At 62.7% G+C, this 22076-nt stretch carries 18 protein-coding genes; 5 read left to right on the forward strand and 13 right to left on the reverse strand.

What is annotated here, in order from left to right:
• Positions 1 to 74: 74 nt before the first annotated feature.
• Complete coding sequence (locus tag LDZ23_RS21915; protein ID WP_008348142.1) at positions 75 to 884, forward strand: class II aldolase/adducin family protein; 810 nt, start codon at positions 75 to 77, stop codon at positions 882 to 884.
• A 100-nt stretch (positions 885 to 984) separates the two neighbouring features.
• Positions 985 to 2289: an MFS transporter gene (locus LDZ23_RS21920; RefSeq protein ID WP_008348144.1), complete on the forward strand. Its 1305-nt coding sequence runs from the start codon at positions 985 to 987 to the stop codon at positions 2287 to 2289.
• 9 nt (positions 2290 to 2298) lie between these two features.
• On the opposite strand, the gene LDZ23_RS21925 is transcribed toward LDZ23_RS21920, so the two are convergent.
• Both LDZ23_RS21925 and LDZ23_RS21930 read right to left on the reverse strand, forming a co-directional pair.
• On the reverse strand, positions 2299 to 3210 hold the full coding sequence (locus LDZ23_RS21925; protein WP_008348147.1) for a LysR family transcriptional regulator: 912 nt from the start codon (positions 3208 to 3210) through the stop codon (positions 2299 to 2301).
• Positions 3211 to 3362: 152 nt separating this feature from the next.
• Complete coding sequence (locus tag LDZ23_RS21930; RefSeq protein ID WP_008348149.1) at positions 3363 to 3575, reverse strand: DUF6900 domain-containing protein; 213 nt, start codon at positions 3573 to 3575, stop codon at positions 3363 to 3365.
• A 320-nt stretch (positions 3576 to 3895) separates the two neighbouring features.
• On the opposite strand from LDZ23_RS21930, the gene ptsP reads away from it, so the two are divergent.
• Positions 3896 to 6427, forward strand: a complete 2532-nt coding sequence (gene ptsP, locus LDZ23_RS21935; RefSeq protein WP_033536207.1) for a phosphoenolpyruvate--protein phosphotransferase — start codon at positions 3896 to 3898, stop codon at positions 6425 to 6427.
• A gap of 21 nt (positions 6428 to 6448) precedes the next feature.
• Positions 6449 to 8233, forward strand: coding sequence for a PTS glucose transporter subunit IIBC (gene ptsG / locus LDZ23_RS21940; protein WP_008348153.1), 1785 nt, complete (start codon positions 6449 to 6451; stop codon positions 8231 to 8233).
• Between the two features lies 1 nt (position 8234).
• On the opposite strand, the gene LDZ23_RS21945 is transcribed toward ptsG, so the two are convergent.
• Positions 8235 to 9443: a benzoate/H(+) symporter BenE family transporter gene (locus tag LDZ23_RS21945; protein ID WP_008348155.1), complete on the reverse strand. Its 1209-nt coding sequence runs from the start codon at positions 9441 to 9443 to the stop codon at positions 8235 to 8237.
• 75 nt (positions 9444 to 9518) lie between these two features.
• A complete protein-coding gene (locus LDZ23_RS21950) occupies positions 9519 to 10841 on the reverse strand; it encodes an MFS transporter (RefSeq protein ID WP_033536208.1) in 1323 nt (440 codons plus the stop codon).
• Positions 10842 to 11131: 290 nt separating this feature from the next.
• Between LDZ23_RS21950 and LDZ23_RS21955 the strand changes: the two genes are divergently transcribed.
• Positions 11132 to 11638, forward strand: coding sequence for a MarR family winged helix-turn-helix transcriptional regulator (locus LDZ23_RS21955; RefSeq protein ID WP_200889168.1), 507 nt, complete (start codon positions 11132 to 11134; stop codon positions 11636 to 11638).
• On the opposite strand, the gene LDZ23_RS21960 is transcribed toward LDZ23_RS21955, so the two are convergent.
• The 9 genes from LDZ23_RS21960 to LDZ23_RS22000 form a co-directional block, all read right to left on the reverse strand.
• Positions 11639 to 13234, reverse strand: coding sequence for an MFS transporter (locus LDZ23_RS21960; protein ID WP_008348160.1), 1596 nt, complete (start codon positions 13232 to 13234; stop codon positions 11639 to 11641).
• Positions 13235 to 13281: 47 nt separating this feature from the next.
• Positions 13282 to 13905 (reverse strand): N-carbamoylsarcosine amidohydrolase, encoded by a 624-nt coding sequence (locus LDZ23_RS21965; protein ID WP_008348163.1) that lies wholly within the window; start codon positions 13903 to 13905, stop codon positions 13282 to 13284.
• Positions 13906 to 13923: 18 nt separating this feature from the next.
• Positions 13924 to 14958 (reverse strand): 2,5-dihydroxypyridine 5,6-dioxygenase NicX family protein, encoded by a 1035-nt coding sequence (locus LDZ23_RS21970; RefSeq protein WP_034470926.1) that lies wholly within the window; start codon positions 14956 to 14958, stop codon positions 13924 to 13926.
• A complete protein-coding gene (locus LDZ23_RS21975) occupies positions 14945 to 15793 on the reverse strand; it encodes an alpha/beta fold hydrolase (RefSeq protein WP_034470923.1) in 849 nt (282 codons plus the stop codon). Before LDZ23_RS21975 ends, LDZ23_RS21970 begins: the two co-directional genes overlap by 14 nt.
• Before the next feature lie 11 nt (positions 15794 to 15804).
• Positions 15805 to 16557, reverse strand: a complete 753-nt coding sequence (locus LDZ23_RS21980) for a maleate cis-trans isomerase family protein (RefSeq protein ID WP_034471022.1) — start codon at positions 16555 to 16557, stop codon at positions 15805 to 15807.
• A 34-nt stretch (positions 16558 to 16591) separates the two neighbouring features.
• Entirely contained in the window at positions 16592 to 17557 is a 966-nt protein-coding gene (locus LDZ23_RS21985; RefSeq protein ID WP_034470920.1) for an amidohydrolase family protein, read from the reverse strand.
• A 71-nt stretch (positions 17558 to 17628) separates the two neighbouring features.
• Entirely contained in the window at positions 17629 to 18819 is a 1191-nt protein-coding gene (locus LDZ23_RS21990; RefSeq protein WP_034470917.1) for a xanthine dehydrogenase family Fe-S subunit, read from the reverse strand.
• A 10-nt stretch (positions 18820 to 18829) separates the two neighbouring features.
• Positions 18830 to 19666 (reverse strand): FAD binding domain-containing protein, encoded by an 837-nt coding sequence (locus tag LDZ23_RS21995; protein WP_034470914.1) that lies wholly within the window; start codon positions 19664 to 19666, stop codon positions 18830 to 18832.
• Complete coding sequence (locus LDZ23_RS22000; RefSeq protein WP_051996433.1) at positions 19663 to 22068, reverse strand: xanthine dehydrogenase family protein molybdopterin-binding subunit; 2406 nt, start codon at positions 22066 to 22068, stop codon at positions 19663 to 19665. Before LDZ23_RS22000 ends, LDZ23_RS21995 begins: the two co-directional genes overlap by 4 nt.
• Between the last annotated feature and the right edge of the window lie 8 nt (positions 22069 to 22076).

Consider the following 22076-nt stretch of genomic DNA (forward strand, 5'->3'; position numbering starts at 1 on the left):
TCCGGATAGCCCCTGAATCCGCCGAAAGTCCGCTTCTATACTGGCATTCCATACCTTCACGAGGAGACGAAACGATGTTGATGGACGCCAAGGACTCGGTCTACAGTCCGACACAGGACGACCTGATTTTTCCGCAAGAACCGACGTTTTCGAGTTCCGCCGAGGAACGCCGCTATCGCAAGGAGCATCTCGCGGCCGCGTGCCGGATCTTCGCGCGTCATGGCTTCAGCTTCGGCTTCGGAGGCCATCTGACGGTGCGCGATCCCGAGCATCCGGAGCTTTTCTGGACCAATCCGATGTGCGTGCCGTGGTCGCGCACGAAGACATCGCAACTGGTGCTCGTCGATCATTCGGGCACGGTGATCGAAGGCAAGTACGCCGTGAATCGCGCGGGCTATGTGCTGCATTCGGCGATTCACGCGGAGAACCCCGACATCATCGGCTCGTGTCACGCGCATACCGTCAACGGCGACGCCTGGGCCGCGATGGGCAAGCCGCTCGACTACGTGACGCAGGACGCGTGCATGTTCTACGGCAGCCATACGGTGGTGCGCGATGGCGCGGGCAAGGTGCCGGTCGCGAATGAATCGGGTAATCCGATCGCGCGCGCCTTCAACGATCACAAGGCCATCATCCACCAGAATCACGGGCTGCTGACCGCGAGCCGTCACAGTATCGACGATGCCGTGTGGACGTTCATCGCGCTCGATCATTGCTGCAGGATGCAACTGCTGATGGACGCGGCCGAGTCGCGCCCGATCGAGATCGATCCGGAGTTCGCGGAGTATTCGCATCGCCATCTGGGCAATTCGTTCATCAGCTGGCTGCATTTCCAGACCATGCTCTACGAAATCAACGAGCAGGAGCCGGATTACCTCGACTGACCCATCGGTGTGCGAGGTACGGCGGCGGCATGCGCCATGTCGCAACTTGCCCGCGCATGCCGCCCGAGAGCGCTCAAGAAAATCTATATTGGAGACACGCATGGACGCGCTATATGGCGAAGAAGCCGTCAGACAGACGGACATGAGCCGCACTTACTACCGAGCCTACTGGCGGCTGTTGCCGCTATTGCTGATCTGTTATCTCGTCGCCTATCTCGACCGCGTCAACGTTGGCTTTGCGAAACTGCAGATGCTCGACGCACTGCGTTTCGACGACGCGATCTACGGCCTCGGCTCGGGCATCTTCTTCGCGGGCTACTTCTTCTTCGAGGTGCCGAGCAACCTCATCATGCGCCGTGTCGGCGCGCGTAAGTGGATCGCCCGCATCATGCTGACGTGGGGCGTCATCTCGGCGGCGATGATCTTCGTGCAGACGCCGATGCAGTTCTACATCGCGCGCTTTCTGCTCGGCGCCGCCGAAGCCGGTTTCGCGCCCGCGATCATGTATCTGCTCACGCTGTGGTTTCCGGCCCGCTATCGCGGCCGCGCGATGTCCATCTACGTGATGGGCGCGCCGCTCGCGTTCGTCGTCGGGGGTCCGATCTCCGGCTACATCCTGCATGCGTTCTCCGGCAACGCGCATATGGCTGCGTGGCAATGGCTTTTTCTGATCGAAGCGATTCCGGCCGTCGTGCTCGCGTTCGTCGTGCTTGCCTTTCTCGATGACGATCCCGCGCGCTCGCGATGGATCAGCGAGGACGAGCGCTCGAACGTGCTGGCCGAAATTCGCGCGGAGAACGCCGGCAAGATCGATCATCCGAGCGTGCGCGCGTTTCTCGCCAACCGGAAGCTGTGGTGGTTCTGCGCTATCTTCTTCTGCCTCATCATGGGCCTCTACGCGCTCGGCTTCTGGATGCCCTCGCTCATCAAGCGCAGCGGCGTGACCGATCCGTTGTCCATCGGCCTGTATTCGGCGGTGCCGAACGTCGTGGCGGCGATCGCGCTGTTCGTGTCGAATCGCAGCGCCGACCGCACCGGCGGACGCCGCGCGCATTTCGCCCTCTTCATGCTGATCGGCGCGGTTGGACTGGCCACGAGCATGTGGCTTTCGGCAGGCCCGATCATGACGACGCTCTGTCTGTCGATCGCGGCGGCGGGCGTCTATTCGTGCGTCGCGCTCTTCTGGGCGCTGCCGACGAGCCTCTTCGTCGGCGCATCGGTCGCGGCGGCGCTCGCGTTCATCAATTCGGTCGGGAATATCGCGGGCTTCGTATCGCCTTATCTCGTCGGCATGCTCAATGTGATGGTCGGTCACGCGGAAGTCGGCATGTACGTGATCTCCGCGTTTCTCGTGCTCGGCGCGGCGATGACCATGCGTCTGCCGAAGACGCTCGACGACAAGTGAAGCGCCGGCTCAGGCGGCCCACGGCGGCCGCTTGAGCCTTTCCGTCACGTAGTCGATGAACGCCCGCACACGCGGATGCAGCGACGAGTCGCGCGGATACAGCGCATAAATCGCGGTTTCGTCCTTCGGCTGGAAGTCGGTCAAGAGCGGCACGAGCATGTTGCTGCGAATCGACGGAAGCACCATATGCTCGGCCATGCGCGTGATGCCGACGCCAGCGAGGCACATGTACACCGAGCTCACGCCGCTGCTCGTCTGAAAGTTGCCGTCGATGAGCATGGACGTGCGCTCGCCATCGACCATGAAGGGCCAATGGTTGAGATGATCCATCGGCGGCTCCCACATCAGGCAATTGTGGTTGACGAGATCCGCCGGCACCGAAGGCACGCCGTGCCGCGCGATATACGAAGGCGACGCGGTCACGACGCGTTGCAGATGACACAGCTTGCGGCTGACGAGATTCGAGTCCTGCAGGCTTCCCATGCGGATCGCGACATCGAATCCTTCGCCGATCACATCCGCGAGCGTATCCGACAGCGACAGGCGCACCCGCAGGCCGGGATAGCGCTCCAGAAAGCCCGGAATGAGCGGCACGATCTGATCCATGCCGAACGAAGTCGCGACCGTCACGCGGATACTGCCGGTCATGTGCTGACCCGCGCGCGCGAGTTGGGCTTCGCCGGTGTCGATGTCGTCGAGAATGCGCTTGCACAGCGCGAGATATTCGTTGCCTTCCTGCGTGACCTGCAGACTGCGCGTCGAGCGCCTGAGCAGCGCGACGCCGAGGCGCTTTTCGAGCGCCGAGACCGCGCGGCTGACATACGGCTGCTGAAGGTTGAGCATGAGCGCCGCAGCGGTGAATCCGCCGGTTTCCGCGACGGCCTTGAAAATCCTCATTTCGACGAGGCGTTCGTCCTTCATGTACTCGGTGCGGCCTAAGCGATGATCAACCAGCGATCTTAGCCAGCGGCTGCTTACTTCTATATCGGGAGTTGCACGGGTATGGATTCCCGGCGGATTCGAGCGGCTCGAGCACGGGCTCGCGACCTCAGAAACCGTCTCGCCAACCGTCTTCAGACGGTGCTCGCCGCGCGCTTCACGCCGTTTCCGACCAAAAGACCCAAGTCGTAAGCGCGTTCGAGCGCGCGCCCGATTTCGTCGACGCGACACATGCGGATGTCCGCGCTCGGCTTGCCGATCGGATCGAACGATTGAATGCCTAGCTCGTCGCGCGCGATTGTCAACAGCGGCTCCCAATGAGCTTCAGTCTTGTTGCGGTAGGTCATGGTTTGCGCTCCTTTCTCTTGCATTTGTTACTTAACAAGCTTAGGAGCGCGAGCCCCCGTTACCTGCGACGGATCGCCGCGATTCGAATGTCGTCTCTAGAAATCGTCATTGCGCCGCGAAACAATAGCGCGCTTTTTGCCGCCACTGCTCTTGAAAGCAGAACGCGGCGTTTCAGAATCCGAATCGATGTGGGCATTCCGGCACGTACTGCGTGCTTTTGCGAACGCACATCCATTCGGTCAGCGAATCATGGAGCCGTTGCCTATGATTGATCTCAGGCCGGTTCCAGCTCATCGTCAAAGGACAAGGAGTCGTTCACATGAAAGCTCCTCAACGTTTGGCACGAATCGAGTTGATAGCGCCGTTGTCAGGCGTGATGGTCCAACTCGACACCGTGCCCGATCCAGTTTTCGCGCAGAAGATGGTCGGCGACGGCGTATCGATCGATCCCACTTCGGACGAATTGCTCGCCCCGCTCTCGGGGACAGTCACGCAGCTGCATCGAGCGGCGCACGCGGCGACGATCACCGGCGAAAGCGGTCTCCAGGTGCTGATCCACATCGGCCTCGACACCGTGATGCTGCGCGGGGAAGGCTTCACGCCGCTCGTCAAGGAAGGCGACACCGTCACGACCGGCCAGCCGCTGATCCGCTTCGATCCGGTCGTCGTCGGCGCGCGGGCCGTGAGCCTGCTCACGCAGATGGTCATCGCCAACGGTGAGCTCGTGACCCGCTACGTGCCCGCCACGGGCCTCGTCACGGCGGGCAAGGACGTCGCGTTGACGGTCGAATTCGTCGGCGCCGCCGCGGACGACGCGAGCGGCGGCCCAGCAGGCGCCATCCGGTCAGACGAAATCACGCTGCCGAATCCGCAAGGCCTGCACGCGCGGCCCGCTGCGGTATTCGCCGCCGAAGCCAAGAAATACAAATCCGACATTCGCGTCCTGCGCGGCGACGACAGCGCGAACGCGAAATCCGTCGTCGCGCTGATGGCGCTCGCGACGAGCTTCGGCGACAAATTGCGCGTCGAGGCCGCCGGCCCCGATGCCGGCGAAGCCGCCGCCGCGCTCGCGCGCCTGCTCGCGTCGGGCTCGGGCGAAAAGCCCGGCGACGCGCCCGCGCCCGCCGTTGCCGCGGCCGAACCGGTCGCACCGGCGCGAGCCCCGTCCACGAACGCCAACGAATTCACGGGCGTCTCCGCGTCGCCGGGACTCGCGGTCGGCAAGATCGTGCAGTTCCGCCGCGAAGTCATCGACGTGGCCGAGGCGGGCGAATCGCCGCAACGCGAACGCGCACGGCTCGACGCCGCGCATCACGAAGCGCGTCAGCAAATCGAGGCGCTGAAGGCGAATCTGACCGATCCGTCCAAGGCGCAGATCCTCGACGCGCACCTCGAACTGCTCGACGATCCCGATCTCACCGACGCGGCCATCGCCGGCATCAGCGACGGCAAGAGCGCGGGCTTTGCGTGGCGCGCCGCGTTCGAGACGCAGGCGAGCAATCTGGAGAGGGTCGACAACGCGCTTCTGCGCGAGCGTGCGGGCGATATCCGCGATGTCGGCCGCCGCGTGCTGGCGCTGCTCGCGGGCGTAAAGCAGGCGCATATCGACGTGGCGGACGAATCGATCCTCATCGCCGAGGAGCTTTCGCCCTCGGACACGGCCTCGCTCGATCGCAGCAAGGTGCTCGGTTTCTGCACGACGACCGGCGGCGCGACGAGTCACGTCGCGATTCTGGCGCGCTCGCTCGGCATTCCGGCGATCTGCGGCATCGACGAAGATGCGCTGCAATTGCCCGATGGCACGCTCGTCGTGCTCGACGGTTCGCACGGCAGCCTGCGGCGCAATCCCAGTGCGGACGATCTGGCCAAGGCGCGCGAGCGCATCGACCGTCAGACGAAAAAGCGCGAGGAAGAGAAAGTCGCCGCGAGCAAGCAGGCCGTCACGGCGGACGGGCATCGCGTCGAAGTCGTTGCAAATATCCGGAATGCGCAGGAAGCGCGCGATGCGGTCGCGGCGGGCGCGGAAGGCGTCGGACTGCTGCGTTCCGAATTTTTGTTCGATAACCGCGACACCGCGCCGTCGGAAGACGAACAGGCCGCCGAATATTGCGCCGTGGCCGAAGCGCTCGGCCGCGAGCGTCCGCTCGTCGTGCGAACGCTCGACGTCGGCGGCGACAAACCGCTGTCGTACCTGCCGCTGCCGAAAGAGGACAACCCGTTCCTCGGGCTGCGCGGCGTGCGCGTGAGCCTCGATCGTCCCGATATGTTCCGCACGCAATTGCGCGCGATTTTGCGGGCCGCGCCGATCGGCAATCTGCACATCATGTTCCCGATGGTCGCGTCCATCGAGGAAGTGCGCGCGGCCAAGCGGCTTCTTCAGGAAGAAGCCGGCGATCGCATCGACAGCGTCAAGGTCGGCGTGATGATAGAAGTGCCGTCCGCCGCGCTCATCGCCGAGCCGCTCGCGCGCGAAGTCGATTTCTTTTCCATCGGCACCAACGATCTGACGCAGTACACGGTCGCGATGGATCGCGGACATCCGAAGCTCGCGAAACAGGCGGACGCGCTGCATCCGGCGGTGCTGCGTCTGATCGGCATGACCGTCGATGGCGCGCACAAGCATGGCAAGTGGGTCGGCGTGTGCGGCGGCATCGCGTCCGATGCGATGGCGGTGCCGGTGCTCGTCGGCCTCGGCATCGACGAGCTGTCGGTCAGCGTGCCTGCCGTCGGCTCGATCAAGGCGCAACTCGCGCGCCTCACGATGGGCGAAGCCCGCCAGCTCGCGGCAAAGGTAATCACGTTGGGCACGGCCGCCGAAGTGCGCGCCCTGCTCGCCCCGTACGCGGAATAAGCGGAACAAGCGGAGAAAAAAATGTTCAAAAACGCATTCGGCGTGGTGCAGAAGGTCGGCAAGTCGCTGATGCTGCCGGTCGCGGTGCTGCCCGTCGCCGGCCTCTTGCTCGGTCTCGGCGCGACCGATTTTCATGGCTACGTGCCCGCCATCATCCTCGAACTGATGAAGAACGCCGGCGACGTGATCTTCGGCAATCTGCCGTTGATCTTCGCGATCGGCGTGGCGCTCGGCTTCACGGAAAACGATGGCGTATCGGGAATCGCCGCGACCATCGGCTATCTCGTGATGACGGCGACGCTCGGCGTCATCGCGAAGCTCGAAGGCGTCGAGCCGACGATGATCATGGGCATTCCGTCGATTCAGACCGGCGTGTTCGGCGGCATTCTCGCGGGCGGTCTCGCGGCGTGGATGTTCAACCGCTATTACCGCATCACGCTGCCAGCCTATCTCGGTTTCTTCGCCGGCAAGCGCTTCGTGCCGATCGTCACGGCCATCGGTGCGATCGTGCTCGGCGCGGTGCTGTCGGTCGTGTGGCCGCCGATCGGCGGTGTCATCAAGGCGTTCTCGCAATGGGCGGCGGTCTCCGATCCCCGCACCGCAGCCACCGTGTACGGTTTTGTCGAACGTCTGCTGATTCCGTTCGGTTTGCATCACATCTGGAACGTTCCGTTTTTTTTCGAGGCGGGCAGCTTCCTCGATCCGACGACAGGCAAGATCGTTCATGGCGACATCAACCGTTTCTTCGCCGGCGATCCGACCGCGGGCATTCTGTCGGGCGCCTTCCTGTTCAAGATGTTCGGCCTGCCCGCCGCCGCGATCGCGATCTGGCATTGCGCCAAACCCGAAAAGAAGGTTGCGGTCGGCGGCATGATGGTGTCGGCAGCGCTGACTTCCTTCCTCACCGGCATCACGGAGCCGATCGAGTTCGCGTTCCTGTTCGTCGCGCCCGTGCTGTACTTCATTCACGCGTGTCTCGCGGCGTCGGCGCAATTCGTCGCCAATACGCTGAACATGCACATGGGCTTCACGTTCTCGCAAGGCGCGATCGACTTTTTGATGTTCAACCTGATCGGCAACAAGGCGACGCACGCGTGGTACGTGTTCATCCTCGGGCCGATCTATGCGGCGATCTATTACGTCGTGTTCCGTTTCGTGATTACGCGCTTCAATCTCAAGACGCCGGGACGTGAGGACGATACGGCGGCCACTGCCGCGGTAAGTTCCAGTGGCGTCGGCGGACGCTCGCGCGATCTCGTGCTCGCGTTCGGCGGCCGCTCGAACATCAAGAGCCTCGATGCGTGCATCACGCGCCTGCGCATCACGGTGAACGATCCGTCGCTCGTCGATGATGCAAGGTTGAAGGCGCTCGGCGCTGCGGGCGTCGTGCGCGTCGGCAACGGCGTGCAGGCGATTTTCGGGCCGCTGTCGGAGAACATGAAGACCGACATGCAGGACTATCTGAAGACCGCGGGAAGCGACGCCGATCTGCCAGTGGCGAGCGCAGCATCCACCGCCACAGCTTCCGACGCGATGAGCGCCCCGGCTGCGGCGCCCGCGCAGGATGCAGCGCAGCAGAAGGCGCGCGCGGAAAAGATTCGCGCGGCGCTGGGCGGCGCGGCCAATATCCTCAAGCTCGAACCGCTCGCGGCCACGCGCTTGCGCGTCGCGCTCGGCGATGCGTCGCGGCTCGATGGCGCCGCGCTGAAAGCAGCGGGCGTGCCGGCGACGCAGCCGCTTGCCAACGGCGAACTCGATCTGATCGTTGGACTCGAAGCGGAGAACCTTGCGGGCGCGATGCGTTGATTCACGCGGGCACGTCGCCCGAGCGCGGCTTTTCCACGGCGTAGTAAGCGAGGCACCCCGCCACGACGCCCCAGAAAGCCGCGCCGATACCAAGCAAGGTCACGTCGCTGAGCGTAACGACGAACACGATCATCGCGCTCAGCGGCAACGCCGAACGAAACGCGCTGACGAAAGACTTTTCGAGCACGCCCATCATCGCGAGCCCGGCGAGAATCGCGATATACGCGCCGGGCAGATTCGCCAGCAGAAACACATATGCCGTGGCGAACACGCCGATCGCCACGCATATGACGCCCGCGATCAACGCGCCGATGTAATGCCGGCCATGCGTGCCGCCCGACACGAGAATCGCATTGCTCGGCCCCGCAAGCACCGAAGGACAGCCGCCGAACGGCGCGGTGATCGCGCTCAGCACGCCGCTATAGATCGTCACGAGCCGCAACGACGTGCGATATCCCGATGCCCGCGTCACCGCGATTCCCTGCGCGTTCTGCACGAAAATCACGGTGATGAGCATCGGCAACAAGAGTTGCGAGATCGCGCGAATATCGAAGCGCGGCGCGACCAGCCCAGGCGTCGCCGTCCATGCACCGCCGCTGTGACTCGGCAAACGGAAGCCCGTTGCGAAGAGAATCGCCGCGCCTGCCAGCATCGCGCCGATGAGCGGCGGCATGGGCGCTGCGTTGCGTCGCTCGAGCCACATCAGCCCGAAGAACGCGATCGACATGCTGGCGCCTATGAGCGGCGCGGCTATCGTCGAATGCACGACGGCCAGCACGTACTTGATGAAGAGTCCGGCGATCATCGCCATGACGATCGCCATGGGCACCCATCGGTCGAGCAGCGCGACGAGGTTCGTCACGCCGAGCACGAGCAGCACCGCGGCGCACACGAGATACGTGCCCACGGCTGCGCCGAATCCGTATTGCGCGATCACCGGCGCGGCGAGAATCGCGCCGGGAATCGTCCACAGAAAGAGCAAAGGCTGACGCGTCTTCCAGCTGATGACGATGCTCGCCAGCCCGTTCATGCCGATCGACGCGAACAGCCACGACGATGTCTGCGCGACGCTCAAGCCGCCCTCGCGCGACGCGGCGATGATGATCGCGACCGGTCCCGTCGCGGAAAAAGTCATGCTCACGAACGCAAGCGAAAAGTACAAAAGCCATGACCGGCCGATGCCGCTATCGGAAGCGCCGCCAACAGACATGTGTCTCGCTCGAACGGAAGCGTTTTCTCGCGTCGGCATCGACGCAGAAAAACGCTGCGGATTGAAGGGCCGGCCTCAATGCGCCATCGATTCGGCATGTACGGGCGCACGCCATGCGAGACCGATGATCACGCCGAGCACGCAAAGCGCGCCAATGTACCAGGCGGGGGCCATCGTGATGCCCTGCCGCCCTACCAGAAACGAGGCGATTGCGGGCGCGGTGCCGCCGAAGATCGCATACGCCGTGTTGTACGAGAGCGCGAAACCGGTGAAGCGCACTTCCGGCGGAAAGCTCTTCACGATGATGTAAGGCCCGAGCGTGATCGTCCCGATCAGGAAGCCGCCGAGGATATACAGCGCCCACACGGACTGACTGCCCGCGTTCAGGTTCATGTAGAACGCGCCGGTGACGAGCAGCATCGCGACACTGCCGATCGCATACGCGCGCCCGCCGCCGATCTTGTCGGCTGCCCATCCAGCGAAGGTGCTGCCGACGATCAGCCCGAAGATCGACCACGAGTTGTTCGTGAAGACATCCTTCGGCGCGAAGTGGAACTGCGATTGCAGGAACGTCGGCGTGTAGAGGAAGTACAGCACGAAGATGCCGGAGAACACCCACGTCGCCAGCAGCGAGACGATCACCGCGCCGCGATGCTCTTTCAGCACGACCGCGAGCGGCAGACGCGCATCCGCTTCACGCTTCGCACGCAGCGCTTCGAACACCGGCGTTTCCTGCAGATAGCGGCGCAAATAAACGGAGATCAGACCGAACGCGCCCCCCGCGATGAACGGCAGACGCCAGCCCCAGCTCTTCAGATCCGCCGGCTCCATGTTGCCGATGAGGAACTTCGCCGACAGCGCGCCGAGCAGAATGCCGGTGCAAAGACCCGACATCAGAAGACCGCATGCGAGACCGATACGATCGCGCCTGACATGCTCGGAGCAGAAGATCCACGCACCCGGCACTTCCCCGCCGACCGAAAGACCCTGCAAAACGCGGCACAAGAGAAAGAGCAACGGCGCGACGATGCCGAGCGTCGCATAGCTCGGCAACAAGCCGATGAGCAACGTCGGCGCGGCCATGAGAAAAAGGCTCAGCGCGAACATCTTCTTGCGGCCGATGCGATCGCCAAAGTGCGCGAAGAAGATGCCGCCGATCGGACGCACGAGATAACCCGCTGCGAAGATGCAGAACACTTCGAGCTGCGCGAGCCATTCGGGCGTCTGCGGCGGAAAGAACACGGTGGCGAGCAGCTTCGTGAAGAACACCGCGACGATGAAGTCGTAGTACTCCAGCGCGCCGCCTAGCGACGCCAGCATCAGCGTCTTGATATCGTTGCGTGACATCGACCGCCCATGAATGGCGACGTCGTCCGTCTGTACCGGGGTAGAACTCATCTTTGGCTCCAAACTCTGAGTGAGGTGACGTTCAACGCATTCGCCATTTAATCAGCATGCTGATTATTCATGCGCGCCTTCTTCACCTGCGCATGACCCTGTGCGACGCATCGTTCTATTGACTTCGCGTATTGACTTCAATCATTGACATCCGGCGCTCCAGCCATCAGCATTTCGTCAGTACGCTGACGGATAGATTTGTATCCGGAAAAAATTGGGAGCGCAACTGTGATTGCACCTACAATCTTTAGATTCCTGCGTGGCAAAACTTCTTCGATAAAGGGTTAAGGATGAGTACCGTTGCCGATAAAAAAGCTGCTGTTTCCGATGGCGGCATCGAGACCGGACACTTGTGGCAGCGGCCGGGGTTTCTGATCCGGCGGCTCAATCAGATCCATATCGCGCTCTTCTTCGAGTGCTGCAAGGACTTCGCCATCACGCCCGTGCAGTACGGCTTGCTGACCACATTGAGCGAGCGGCCCGGTCTCGACCAGACATCGCTGTGTGCGGAAGTGGGCGTCGATCGCACGACGATGGCCGACGTGCTGCGCCGTCTGGAGGAACGCGGACTCGTCAAGCGCGAGCCGAGTCCGCACGACGGGCGCCTCAAGATCGCGAACATCACGGCGAAAGGACGCCGCACGATGAAGGACATGTACGGCAGCATGCGTGAAGCTCAAGTCAGATTCCTTGGCCCGCTGAGCCCCGAAGATCGCGCTCATTTCGTGCGAATGATGATGCAGCTCGTCGAAGGCAATAACCAGTACGGCCGCACTTCCCTGAAGCATTTCGACTGACTATCGCGTGATATCGCGGCGGTACGTTTCGGGCACGAAGAGCGCGCCGACCGCGAACGACACTACCGCGATCACGATCGGATACCAGAGCCCGAAGTATACGTTGCCGCGCGCCACAGCCATCGCCGACACCACGAACGGCAGCATTCCGCCGAACCAGCCCGAACCCAGATGGAACGGCAACGATAGCGACGTATATCGAATGCGCGCCGGAAACAGCTCGACCATGAATGCGGCCATCGGGCCGTAGACCATCGCGAGATAAAGCAGCAGAAGCCACATCAGAAATACGACCATTGGCGCGTTGATTTTCGACGCATCCGCATGCGCCGACCAGCCCGAGGCGATCAACGCCTTTTCCAGTTCGCGTTTGTCGCTTCCATGAACGACGATCGAGCCGATTTGCGTCGATGCCGCTTCTCCCGCTTGCAACGGAGCGCGGTCATACGAAACACCCGATGCGCTGAGAAACGAGCGTATGCGATCGCATTCCGTCACTGGCGCGGAGAACAGCGTAAAGCGGCAATCGTCCGCGTGGACCGTGACAGGTGCGCTCTTCTGAAACGCTTCCAACCGAGGATTCGCGTAGTGCGTGAGCGCATGAAAGATCGGTTGCGTCGTCGCGGCGAGCAACAGGCACGCGAGCATCATGATCCACTTTCGTCCAATGCGATCCGATAGCCAGCCGAACACGAGGTAGAACGGAAATACCGCGATCAATGCAATCGCGAGGAACAGGTTCACCGTATTGGGCGCGACTTTCAGCGTGTTCTGCAGAAAGTACATGGAGTAGAAATGTCCAGTGCCGAAGACGACACCCACGCCCGATGCCGTGCTGAACAGCATGATCAACACGTATTTGAGGTTCGCCCATTCGCCGAAGCTCTCGCCTATCGGCGAAGTCGATAACCTGTTCGCGCGCTTCATCTCACGAAAGGTCGGCGATTCGGCGAGCTTCGTGCGCAGATACACCGAGATCGCGAGCAACACGATCGACACGAGGAACGGCACGCGCCAGCCCCAACTCTGGAATGCGGCTTCGTCCATCGATGCACGGCTGATGCTGACCGCCGCGATCGATGCGAGCAGGCCCAGCGTCGCTGTCGTTTGCAGCGAGCTCGTATAAAAGCCGCGCCGATCCACAGGCGAATGTTCCGCGAGATAGGTCGCCGCGCCGCCCGTTTCGCCGCCGAGCGCGAAGCCTTGCAAGAGCCGCAACGCAACGAGCAAGCCAGGCGCCGGCATGCCGATCTTGTCGAACGACGGCAGCAAGCCCACGCCGATGGTCGCGACGCCCATCAACACGATGGTCGCCATGAACGTGTACTTTCGCCCGATGCGATCGCCGAGCCTGCCAAAGAAGAGCGCGCCGAGCGGACGTACGAGGAAGCCCGCACCGAACGTCGCGAGACTCGCGAGAAAGGCCACCGTATCGTTGCCGCTCGGAAAGAACAACGTGCTGAACGTGCCCGCTAGCGCAGCGTAGATATAGAAGTCATACCATTCGAGCAACGCACCGAACGAAGACGCGACGATCAGCGTGAATTCATGACGCGTGACTGCGCGGTGCGACCGCTCCGAAAGAGACGTGGCCATGTCGATCCCATGCGCCCTGGCATCAGGCGAGCCGTGCTACGAGATGATCAAAGGTCTTTGAGCAATTCGAGCGCTTCATCACGCTTCATCACGGCAGCGTATTTCTGCGCCATGTCGAAGAGATTCGCCTCGTGCGGCGCAATCGCGCGATCACCGACGCAATCCGACAACACGAATGGACGAAATCCGTATTGCATCGCATCGACGACGGACGACCGCACGCAACCGCTCGTCACTGCACCCGCGACGACGAGCGTTCGCACGCCATGCTGCGTGAGCCATGCCGCGAGCGACGTCCCGAAGAACGCCGATGGCGCTGTTTTGCGCACGACGAGTTCGCCTGCGCGCGGCGTGAGCTGCGGCACGATCGCGCTGTCGTGCGAATCTTCCTTCAGCGCGAGCAGGCCCGGCACTTTCATCGTGAAGACGTTGTGATCGGAGTCATCGTCGGCGAAGACGATACGGCTATGCGCAACCGGCCAGCCCTTCTCGCGCGCATGCGCAAGCAAGGGCACGGTGTTCTCGATGGCTTGCGGAATATTGCCGCCGCCGAACACTTCGGGATTCGCGAAGCCGTTCACCAGATCGACGATCAAAAGGCCGACCGGCGCTTTCGGTTCGAGCGTCGAGCCGAAGCTCTGACGCTTGTAGGTTTCGATATCGTGGGACATGTGCGTGGTTTTCCTGGGTCAGCGGTCGAGGACCACGCCATCGCGCACGACGGCTTCGCCATCGAGGAATACATCGCAATGACGCAGCGGAATGTCGATATGACAGGTCGTCGAGCGGCTGCCGCCGGCTTCGTTATTCGGTCCGAGCGAAAACAGGAAGTTGCCTTCGAACGCGCGCGCATCCATGCCGATGGTCGCCTCGCGATCGTAGAGCCCGAGCGTCGACCAGTGAGCGCGCGGCTGCAGGCCCCAGCCGATATGCGAAATCGCGTAGGCCTCTGGATCGTTGAACGTCGCCATGTATTCGCTGAGCAATTGCGCGTCGATGCCGCCTTCGATGCGCTTTGCATAACCGCCTTCGACGGTCAGTTCGATGCGTTCCTGCACATAGCTTTTCTGCGGCAACAAAATATCGCCGCGATCGATCACGATGCGGCCATGCGCCTTGCCATCGTTAGGAAACGTCAGCGCGAATCCGCTTGGCCAGTGATCCCAGCGCCCCGGTTCATCGACGAAACCGTATTCGGCGATCGGTTCGAACTCGCCGAGCGGACAGCGAAAATCCGTCCCCGCGGCGGAGACGATATGCATCTCCTTAGCGCGCGCGATGCGCGCCCGTGCGGCGAGCACGCGTTCGCGATCGGCGGGTGTCGGCACGAGGCGCGTAAGCACTTCGGGTGGCTCGACCGCGAGCAGGATCTTCGTGCCGGCCTTGAGTATGTCGAGTTGCTCGGGCGAGAACAGCAAGGTCATCAGATCGAGCACGAGATCGCTTTCCTTCAACGCGGCAATCGCGGCCCGGTTGCCGGTCAACGGCGTCGTGCCGAGATACGCGAGGGAATCGCGGCTCAGCGCCTTCTCGCCGTTCACTGGCGGCAAGTCGAGGCGATTGACGATTGCGCCCATCGCTTGCGTCGCGATCAGTGCGGTCGATAGCGTTTGCGGATGCGTCGACGCGCTCGTGAGAATGGTGACGGTCTGCCCTGCTTCGAGACGCGAGAGCTCGAGCACCTTCGTCCACGCATCGACCATCTGATAATCACTGACTGGCATGATTGCCTCCTTCAACGAGCGTCGGAATGGATGCGCCGAGGAAATCGCCGAGCGCGGCGTGAAAGCCAGCTTCGTCGTCCCACGGAATCATGTGACCAGCGTCACGCACGCGCGTGTGCTGAAGATGCGGCACGAGTGCGCGAATCTCTTCGACGTCTTCGTCGCGCACGACGTCGCCTCTGCCCGCGGTGACGAGCAGCGCGGCAATCCGCAGATGCGCGAGATCGGCGTGAATGTCGTCGGTATGGAAGCCTTCAAAGCTCGCGCGTATCGCGCGTTCGTCACATGTATGAAGCCACTCCGCGCGCAACGCGAGTTGTTCATGGGTCCATGTGGGACAGAAGGCGCGCATTGCGTCGGCCGTCATGCCTTCGCGCGACTGCCGGATCGAATCGATGTACCACGGCAATTGCGACGGATAGACACGACGTCCCGGTCCCGAAACGGGCGGATCGATCATCGCGAGACGCGTCATGCCTGCGGGCTCCGAACGCGCAGCGCGTATGCCGATGCGCGCGCCCATCGAGTGACCGACGACGCTGTAGCGCTCGAATCCCAAGGTAGTTGCGAACGCAACCAGATCGGCGGCTTGTGCGTCGAGGCTGTAGTCGAGCGAATCCGATGCCGACGACAAGCCTCGTCCGCGCACATCGAGCACATAGGTATCGAACACTTGGCCAATATGCTCCGCGACGAAGCCCCACGTCACCGCAGGACTCGTAATGCCCGGCACGATGATCACCGGATCGAGTCCCGTGCGTGCGCCACCGTAACGCAGATAGTGCTGACGGATGCCATTCGCCTGAACGTTCGCGCCGTACAGATAGGTCGACATGTCGCCCTCGCTCAATATGCGCCGGACAGCAACGCGCCCGCGCCCGGCACGACGGCTTCGAGACCGAGTTGCTTGAGCATCGCATAGGTCGTCGCGACGGCCGCGGTGACGACCGGCTTGCCCGTCATTGCCTCGACCTTCGCGATCACCGGCAACGAAGGCATCTGCACGCATGCCGACAGCACGATGGCATCGGCTTCCTCATATCGCATCGACATGACGATCTCGGGAAGGCGGCTCGGATCATGACGCGCGACTTCGAGATTGTCGGGAATCTCGAGCGCGCGATAGTCGATCACGTCGTAATCCTCATTGCGGATATAGTCGACCACGAGTTCGGTCAACGGCTTCATATAAGGCGTGACGACGACCACGCGCTTCGCGCCGATCACCTTCAATGCATCGACCAGCGCGCCCGCGCTCGTGATGACGGGCGCATCGCCGCCGTTGTCGACGGTGCGCTCGTGCAAGCGCTTTTGCGATACGCGATGATAGCCATGACCCATCGCCATGATCGCGACGAGACACGCATAGCCGAGCACATCGACGCGCGCATCGGAGAGTTCAACTGCGCAGCGGTCCGACTCGGCATCCATCGCGGCGAGTTCTTCCTTCACGACCTTTTTCATCCGCATGCGGCTCGAATGAAACGTGAAGCGCTCGGGGCGAATCGTCTGGCGCGCGAGCAACATCGCGGGAATCTCGGTCTCCATCGTCGTGTTCGAACTCGGCACGATCTGGCCGATGCGGTAGTGCTTGGTCATGTGCTGCTCCATGTGCTTGTGTTCTTCGGGGTGGTCAAAGGCGGAAGAGGCGTTCCGCATTGCCGTGACAGACGAGCGCTCGCGTGGCGTCGTCGAGCGGCGCGCGTTCTATGAAGTCCGCTGCGATCTCCGTCGATTCATACGGATAGTCAACCGAGAACATCACCGCTTGCGCGCCCATTTCGCCGATCGCGCCGATGAGCGCCGGGGCCGAGCACACGCCCGAGGTCGTGATCAGGATGTTGGTGCCGATGTAATCCGAAGGCGCCCGTTCAAGACTCAGGCCATGCGAATAAACCGCGAAACGGCTGTCGAAGCGCCAGCGCAAGAACGGCAGACCTTCGCCCATGTGCCCGAGAATGATCTTCAGATTCGGGAAGCGATCGAACACGCCGCTGAACAGCAGGCGCAGTGCGTGGCTGCCGGTTTCGATGCCCCATCCCCAGGTCGCGCCGGTGAGTTCGGGATGACCGTCGAGCACGCGCGGGCTCACGAATGCATCCGTCGGATGCAGATATAAAGGTACGTCGAGTTCCTGCATCGTCGCCCAGAAGGGATCGTAAGCGCGGTCGTCGTAGTAGGTGCCGAGTGTGTGACCATTGACGAGCGCGCCCTTGAAGCCGAGTTCGCGCACGGCGCGCGTCAGTTCATCGGATGCGGCCTTCGCGGTATGCATCGGCAACGTCGCAAAGCCGCCGAAGCGCAACGGATGACGCGCGATCTGCTGCGCGAGAAAGTCGTTGCTCGCCTTCGCGCGGCTGATCGCGAGCGCCGCATCCGGCTCGCCCTGCACGCTCGGGCCCGTTTGCGAAAGTATCGTGTAGTCGATGCCCGCGCGATCCATTTCGACGATGCGCTGTTCGTCGAAATCGGTCAGGCGCGCGGCGAGATCGCGCAGGACTTCAGGCGCGATGTGCTGCGTGAAGCTCTTCGAATAGCTCTGGAAACCGGGCGTGCTGAAATGCTCTTCCAGGGCGATCTTGCGAATCCGCTTGTTCATTTGAACTCCATTTGATCAGTAGGCTGACGATATGATCGTGCGACGAGCCGGGACCGGCTCATCTCGCGTGCTCAATCGCCCTTTCCGAAAAGCTGTTTGATGCGCGCCCAGATGACGCTCCACACGAGGCTGCCCGCATTGAACTTCGCGGACGATGAGGACAGCGCCGCCTCGGGCGCCGCGTTACCGCCGAGCTGCGCCGTGATGCGCGCGCCGAAATCCGCGATCATCCTGCGCACGAAATCCTTCACGAGGCCCGAACGCGAGAACTGCGCGAGCGGTCCTTGCAACATGTATTCGAGCGTGACCGCGACCCGCGTTTGCGCGCCCCCGCCTTCGCTCGTCAATGCATATGTCACATCGCCATTCGCTCGCGAACGGCTGATGTTGTCCTGCCCCGCTCCACGCATGACCGCGCGATGCGCGGCATCGTCGCGTTCCAGGCGCGCCGCGCCAGCGAAGTTCGCCGACATCGGTCCGAACTTGATCGCGATCTTGCCCTTCACGCTTTCGCCGTCGTGCTCCACGAGTTCCGCGCCCGGAAGACACGACGTGACCGAAGGCAGATCGCCCATGAACGCCCACACCTTGTCGAGCGCGAAGGGAACGACGAAGCTGTCGTCTATTGCGGTCCACCCTTTGCGTTGCGCGGCGGGTTGATCCGTCGATGCAGTGCTCGCGGCCACGGGTGCCTGCGGCGCGGCAACCGGTGTAGCGGCGAACGTCTGAAACGCTGGCGCCGAAATAGTTGCATCGCTAACTATTGCGCGTGCGATAGGCGCATCCGCAATCGGTTCCGCTTTCAGATCGGCGAGAACCGCCTTGATCGCAGCGACGATGCCCATATAGCCTGTGCAGCGGCACAGATTGCCCGACAGTTCGAGCCGGATGCGTGCTTCGTCCGCATCGGGAAAGCGGCGCACGATATCCCGCGCGGTGATCAGCATGCCGGGCGTGCAATAACCGCATTGCAGGCCGTGATGGATCGAGAACGCACGACGCAGACGCTTCATCAGTTCGTCGTCGTCGAAGCCTTCGATGGTGCGTATGTTCTGCTGATCGCAAGCGACGGCGAATGTGATGCACGAGCGCACCGGTTCGCCATCGACGAGCACGGTGCAGGCGCCGCACACGCCGTGCTCGCAACCGAGGTGCGTGCCGGTCAGGTTGTGTGCATCGCGAAGAAAGTCGCCGAGATGCACGCGCGATTCGACATCCTCGCGCACGGATCGATCGTTGATAGTAAGTTCGATGACGGACATGGCAGTCTCTTTAAACCGTATTCGCGTTCGACGCGCCGAACGCCTGCAGAAGACAACGTTCGAGCGCTGCGGTATGAATCTGCCGATCGATGCCGTCCGCGTTCGGCATCGCACTCGTCACGGCTTGCGCGAGCGCTTCGCCGTTGGCGGCAGACGGGCCGCGTTGCGCGATCTGCCGTGCGAGTTCATCGAGTGCGGCGGGCGGGCCATCGAGCGCGCCGAGCACGATGCGCGCGAGTCCCGTGCGTGCATCGAACGCAGCCGCTGCGCTTGCATGTGCGAATTCGCCGGTCTTGCGGCACAGCTTGTAATAACCCCAGCGAAGCGTCGGACCGAGCTTCGGCAGCAACACGGCGGTAATGATCTCGCCGTCAACGAGCAACGTCGTGAACGCACCCAGCATGAATTCGCTCACGCGGACTTGCCGCGCGCCGCCTGCTTTCGATAGCTCCAGACGGGCATCGACAGCGGACAATGCAAGCGGCCAGTCGGCGGCGGGATCGGCATGAGCAAGACTGCCGCCGATGGTCCCGCGATTGCGAATCGCACGATACGCGATGCCGCCCGCCACATGCTGCATGTACGGATGACGCAGCAGTGCGTGCTTGCCGTCTTCGATCTCCGCATGCGTGACCGCCGCGCCGATACGCACGTGATCGCCCGCGTCGGAGACACTGCGCAGGTCCGCGATGCGCGATACATCCACTACGCGGCCAGGCCGTGCAAGCCGCAAGTTGAGCATCGGGCCCATCGACTGACTGCCTGATATCGGCTTTGCGCGAGTCAACTCCTTGAGCGCGTCGGGCAATGAGATCGCCCTTACATACTCGAACGCAGCGGCTTTCATCCCGCCACCTCCTGACTGAGTTCTTCCTTGCGCGCCGCCTTGCGAGCCTTCGCGGCCTCGATCGCGGCGAGCAAACGGCGCGGCGTCAACGGCGTTTCCGACACGAGCGCGCCGATGGGCGTGAGCGCATCGTTCACTGCATTGAAGAGTGCAGCCGGCGGCGCGATGGCTCCGCCCTCGCCCACGCCCTTCGCGCCGAATTCCGTATAAGGCGACGGCGTTTCCATATGGATGATCGTCAGCGACGGCAACTCGGTCGGTCCCGGCAACATGTAGTCGGCGAGTGTCGACGTGAGCGGTTGCGCGTTGTCGTCGTAGAGCGTTTCCTCATAGAACGCGGTGCCGATGCCTTGCGCCGTGCCACCGATTGTCTGCCCTTCGACGACCATCGGATTGATCATGCGACCGCAATCTTCGACGATCACATAGTCGAGAATCTCGACGTCGCCTGTCCTCGGATCGACGGCGACTGCCGCCGCGTGCGTCGCATAGCTGAACGCGCCGGTATCGACCTTCGGCTTGAAGCCTTGCGTCGCTTCGAGACCCGCGAGATTCACGCCCGCAGGCAAGCGCTCGGGACGGAGATACCATGCAGCCGCGATCTCCTGAATCGTCACGCGGCCCGTTACGCCGATCACTTCACCGTTCTCGAAGCGCACCACCTCCTGTTCTTCCCCAAGCAGATGAGCACCGATGAAGAGCAGGCGCGGCACGAGTTCGCGGCACGTCGCGGCCACTGCGCCGCCAGCCATGACGATGCTGCGCGATGCGTACGTGCCTGTCGAATACGGCGTAAGCGCGGTATCGCCATGCACGACCTTGATCTTTTGCAGCGGCACGCCGAGCACTTCGTTCGCGATCTGCGCGAGCGTCGTCTCCATGCCTTGTCCGTGCGAGTGGATGCCCGCGCGCAGTTCGAGTCCTCCATCGGCCGTGATACGCACGGTCGCGAGATCGTATCCCGGCACGACCGGCAAGCCCCATGATGCGAACACGGCCGTGCCATGCGCCGATTGCTCGGTGAACGTCGCGAATCCGATGCCGACGAGACGCCCATCGTTCTCGCCCTCTTTCTGCCGTGCGCGCCACTTCGGCACATCGAGTTGCGCCACTGCGCGTCGCAGGCTCTCCTGGAAGTCGCCGCTGTCGTAGTGTTTCTTCACGACATTGGTATAAGGCATGTCCGCGCCACGCACGAGATTGTCATGGCGCACTTCCCACGCTTCGCGTCCGACCGCGCGCGCGATCGCATCCATCGTGAGTTCGATTGCGAAGCACACGCCCGTGCGCGCTACGCCGCGATACGGCAGAAAGCCCGGCTTGTTGGTCGCGGCGCATTGCGTACGGCAGCGATAGCCGCTGAAATCGTAAGGCCCCGGAAGGTTGCCGAGCGCCTGCCCTGTTTCAAGACCGATCGTAAAGGGCCATGCGGAGTATGCCCCGCCGTCGATCAAAAGCTCCGCATCGAGCGCGAGCAGACGGCCGTTTGTATCGGCATACGCAGTGAGTTCGTAGTGATGCTGACGCGAGTTCGCGCCCGCGATCAAATGCTCGCGCCGATCCTCGATGAAACGAAAAGGCTTCTTGTACGTCAGCGCGAGCCACGCAATGCACAGCTCTTCCTGCTGCAACACGCACTTGTAGCCGAACGCGCCGCCGACATCGGGCGAAATGACGCGCACCTGCGCATGATCGATGCCGAGACATTGCGACAGCACCGTGCGAATCATATGCGGCACTTGCGTCGAGGTGATGACCACGAGTTGCGAATGCGTATGGTCCCAATACGCGAGCACGGCCTTGCCTTCCATCGGCACCATGCATTGACGCGCGAGATCGACCTTCTGCTTGACGACAACGGGCGCGTCCTTCGAACGCTCGTCGAAGTCGATGTCCGCCTTGAGGTCCAGAAAGAGATTGTCCGTCCAGTGATCGTGCACGCGCACGTCGGTGCGTTCGCGAGCGGTGAACGCGCTGGCGAAGGCTGGCAGTTCGTCGAGATCGAGCTCGATTTCCTCGGCGATATCTTCGGCTTGCGCGCGGGTCTTCGCGAAGCACATCGCGACCGGCTCGCCGACGAAGCGCACCTTGCCCGATGCGAGCGGCGGATGCGACGAAGGCTTGTACGTCGGCAGGCTCGAATCGGCGACGATATCCGTGGCGTCGTGCATGTCGTCGCGCACGATCACCTGTGCCGCATGACTCGCCGGCTTGCCGATATGCACGATACGCGCATGCGCAACCGGACTGCGCAAGAACGCGACCTCCTGCAGATCGGGAAACGTGTAGTCGGCGACGAACTTGCCCTTGCCATGAAGATGCCGCTCGTCTTCGCGCCGCCTCACGCGCACGCCGACGCCACCGCTTTCGGCTGGCGCTTCCATGTGTTCCGTGTCACTCATGCGCTCTC

The sequence above is a fragment of the Caballeronia zhejiangensis genome, from assembly GCF_022879815.1.
GTDB lineage: Bacteria > Pseudomonadota > Gammaproteobacteria > Burkholderiales > Burkholderiaceae > Caballeronia > Caballeronia zhejiangensis.

Bases quoted from the DNA above. Each gene is read 5' to 3' on its own strand.
- LDZ23_RS21945 (WP_008348155.1), bottom strand. From the start codon at position 9,443: ATGTCTGTTGGCGGCGCTTCCGATAGCGGCATCGGCCGGTCATGGCTT.
- LDZ23_RS21970 (WP_034470926.1), bottom strand. From the start codon at position 14,958: ATGCCAGTCAGTGATTATCAGATGGTCGATGCGTGGACGAAGGTGCTC.
- LDZ23_RS21960 (WP_008348160.1), bottom strand. From the start codon at position 13,234: ATGGCCACGTCTCTTTCGGAGCGGTCGCACCGCGCAGTCACGCGTCAT.
- LDZ23_RS21990 (WP_034470917.1), bottom strand. From the start codon at position 18,819: ATGTCCGTCATCGAACTTACTATCAACGATCGATCCGTGCGCGAGGAT.
- ptsP (WP_033536207.1), top strand. From the start codon at position 3,896: ATGAAAGCTCCTCAACGTTTGGCACGAATCGAGTTGATAGCGCCGTTG.
- LDZ23_RS21975 (WP_034470923.1), bottom strand. From the start codon at position 15,793: ATGTCGACCTATCTGTACGGCGCGAACGTTCAGGCGAATGGCATCCGT.
- LDZ23_RS21925 (WP_008348147.1), bottom strand. From the start codon at position 3,210: ATGAAGGACGAACGCCTCGTCGAAATGAGGATTTTCAAGGCCGTCGCG.
- LDZ23_RS21920 (WP_008348144.1), top strand. From the start codon at position 985: ATGGACGCGCTATATGGCGAAGAAGCCGTCAGACAGACGGACATGAGC.
- LDZ23_RS22000 (WP_051996433.1), bottom strand. From the start codon at position 22,068: ATGAGTGACACGGAACACATGGAAGCGCCAGCCGAAAGCGGTGGCGTC.
- LDZ23_RS21950 (WP_033536208.1), bottom strand. From the start codon at position 10,841: ATGAGTTCTACCCCGGTACAGACGGACGACGTCGCCATTCATGGGCGG.
- LDZ23_RS21995 (WP_034470914.1), bottom strand. From the start codon at position 19,666: ATGAAAGCCGCTGCGTTCGAGTATGTAAGGGCGATCTCATTGCCCGAC.
- LDZ23_RS21930 (WP_008348149.1), bottom strand. From the start codon at position 3,575: ATGACCTACCGCAACAAGACTGAAGCTCATTGGGAGCCGCTGTTGACA.
- LDZ23_RS21985 (WP_034470920.1), bottom strand. From the start codon at position 17,557: ATGAACAAGCGGATTCGCAAGATCGCCCTGGAAGAGCATTTCAGCACG.
- LDZ23_RS21980 (WP_034471022.1), bottom strand. From the start codon at position 16,557: ATGACCAAGCACTACCGCATCGGCCAGATCGTGCCGAGTTCGAACACG.
- ptsG (WP_008348153.1), top strand. From the start codon at position 6,449: ATGTTCAAAAACGCATTCGGCGTGGTGCAGAAGGTCGGCAAGTCGCTG.
- LDZ23_RS21915 (WP_008348142.1), top strand. From the start codon at position 75: ATGTTGATGGACGCCAAGGACTCGGTCTACAGTCCGACACAGGACGAC.
- LDZ23_RS21965 (WP_008348163.1), bottom strand. From the start codon at position 13,905: ATGTCCCACGATATCGAAACCTACAAGCGTCAGAGCTTCGGCTCGACG.
- LDZ23_RS21955 (WP_200889168.1), top strand. From the start codon at position 11,132: ATGAGTACCGTTGCCGATAAAAAAGCTGCTGTTTCCGATGGCGGCATC.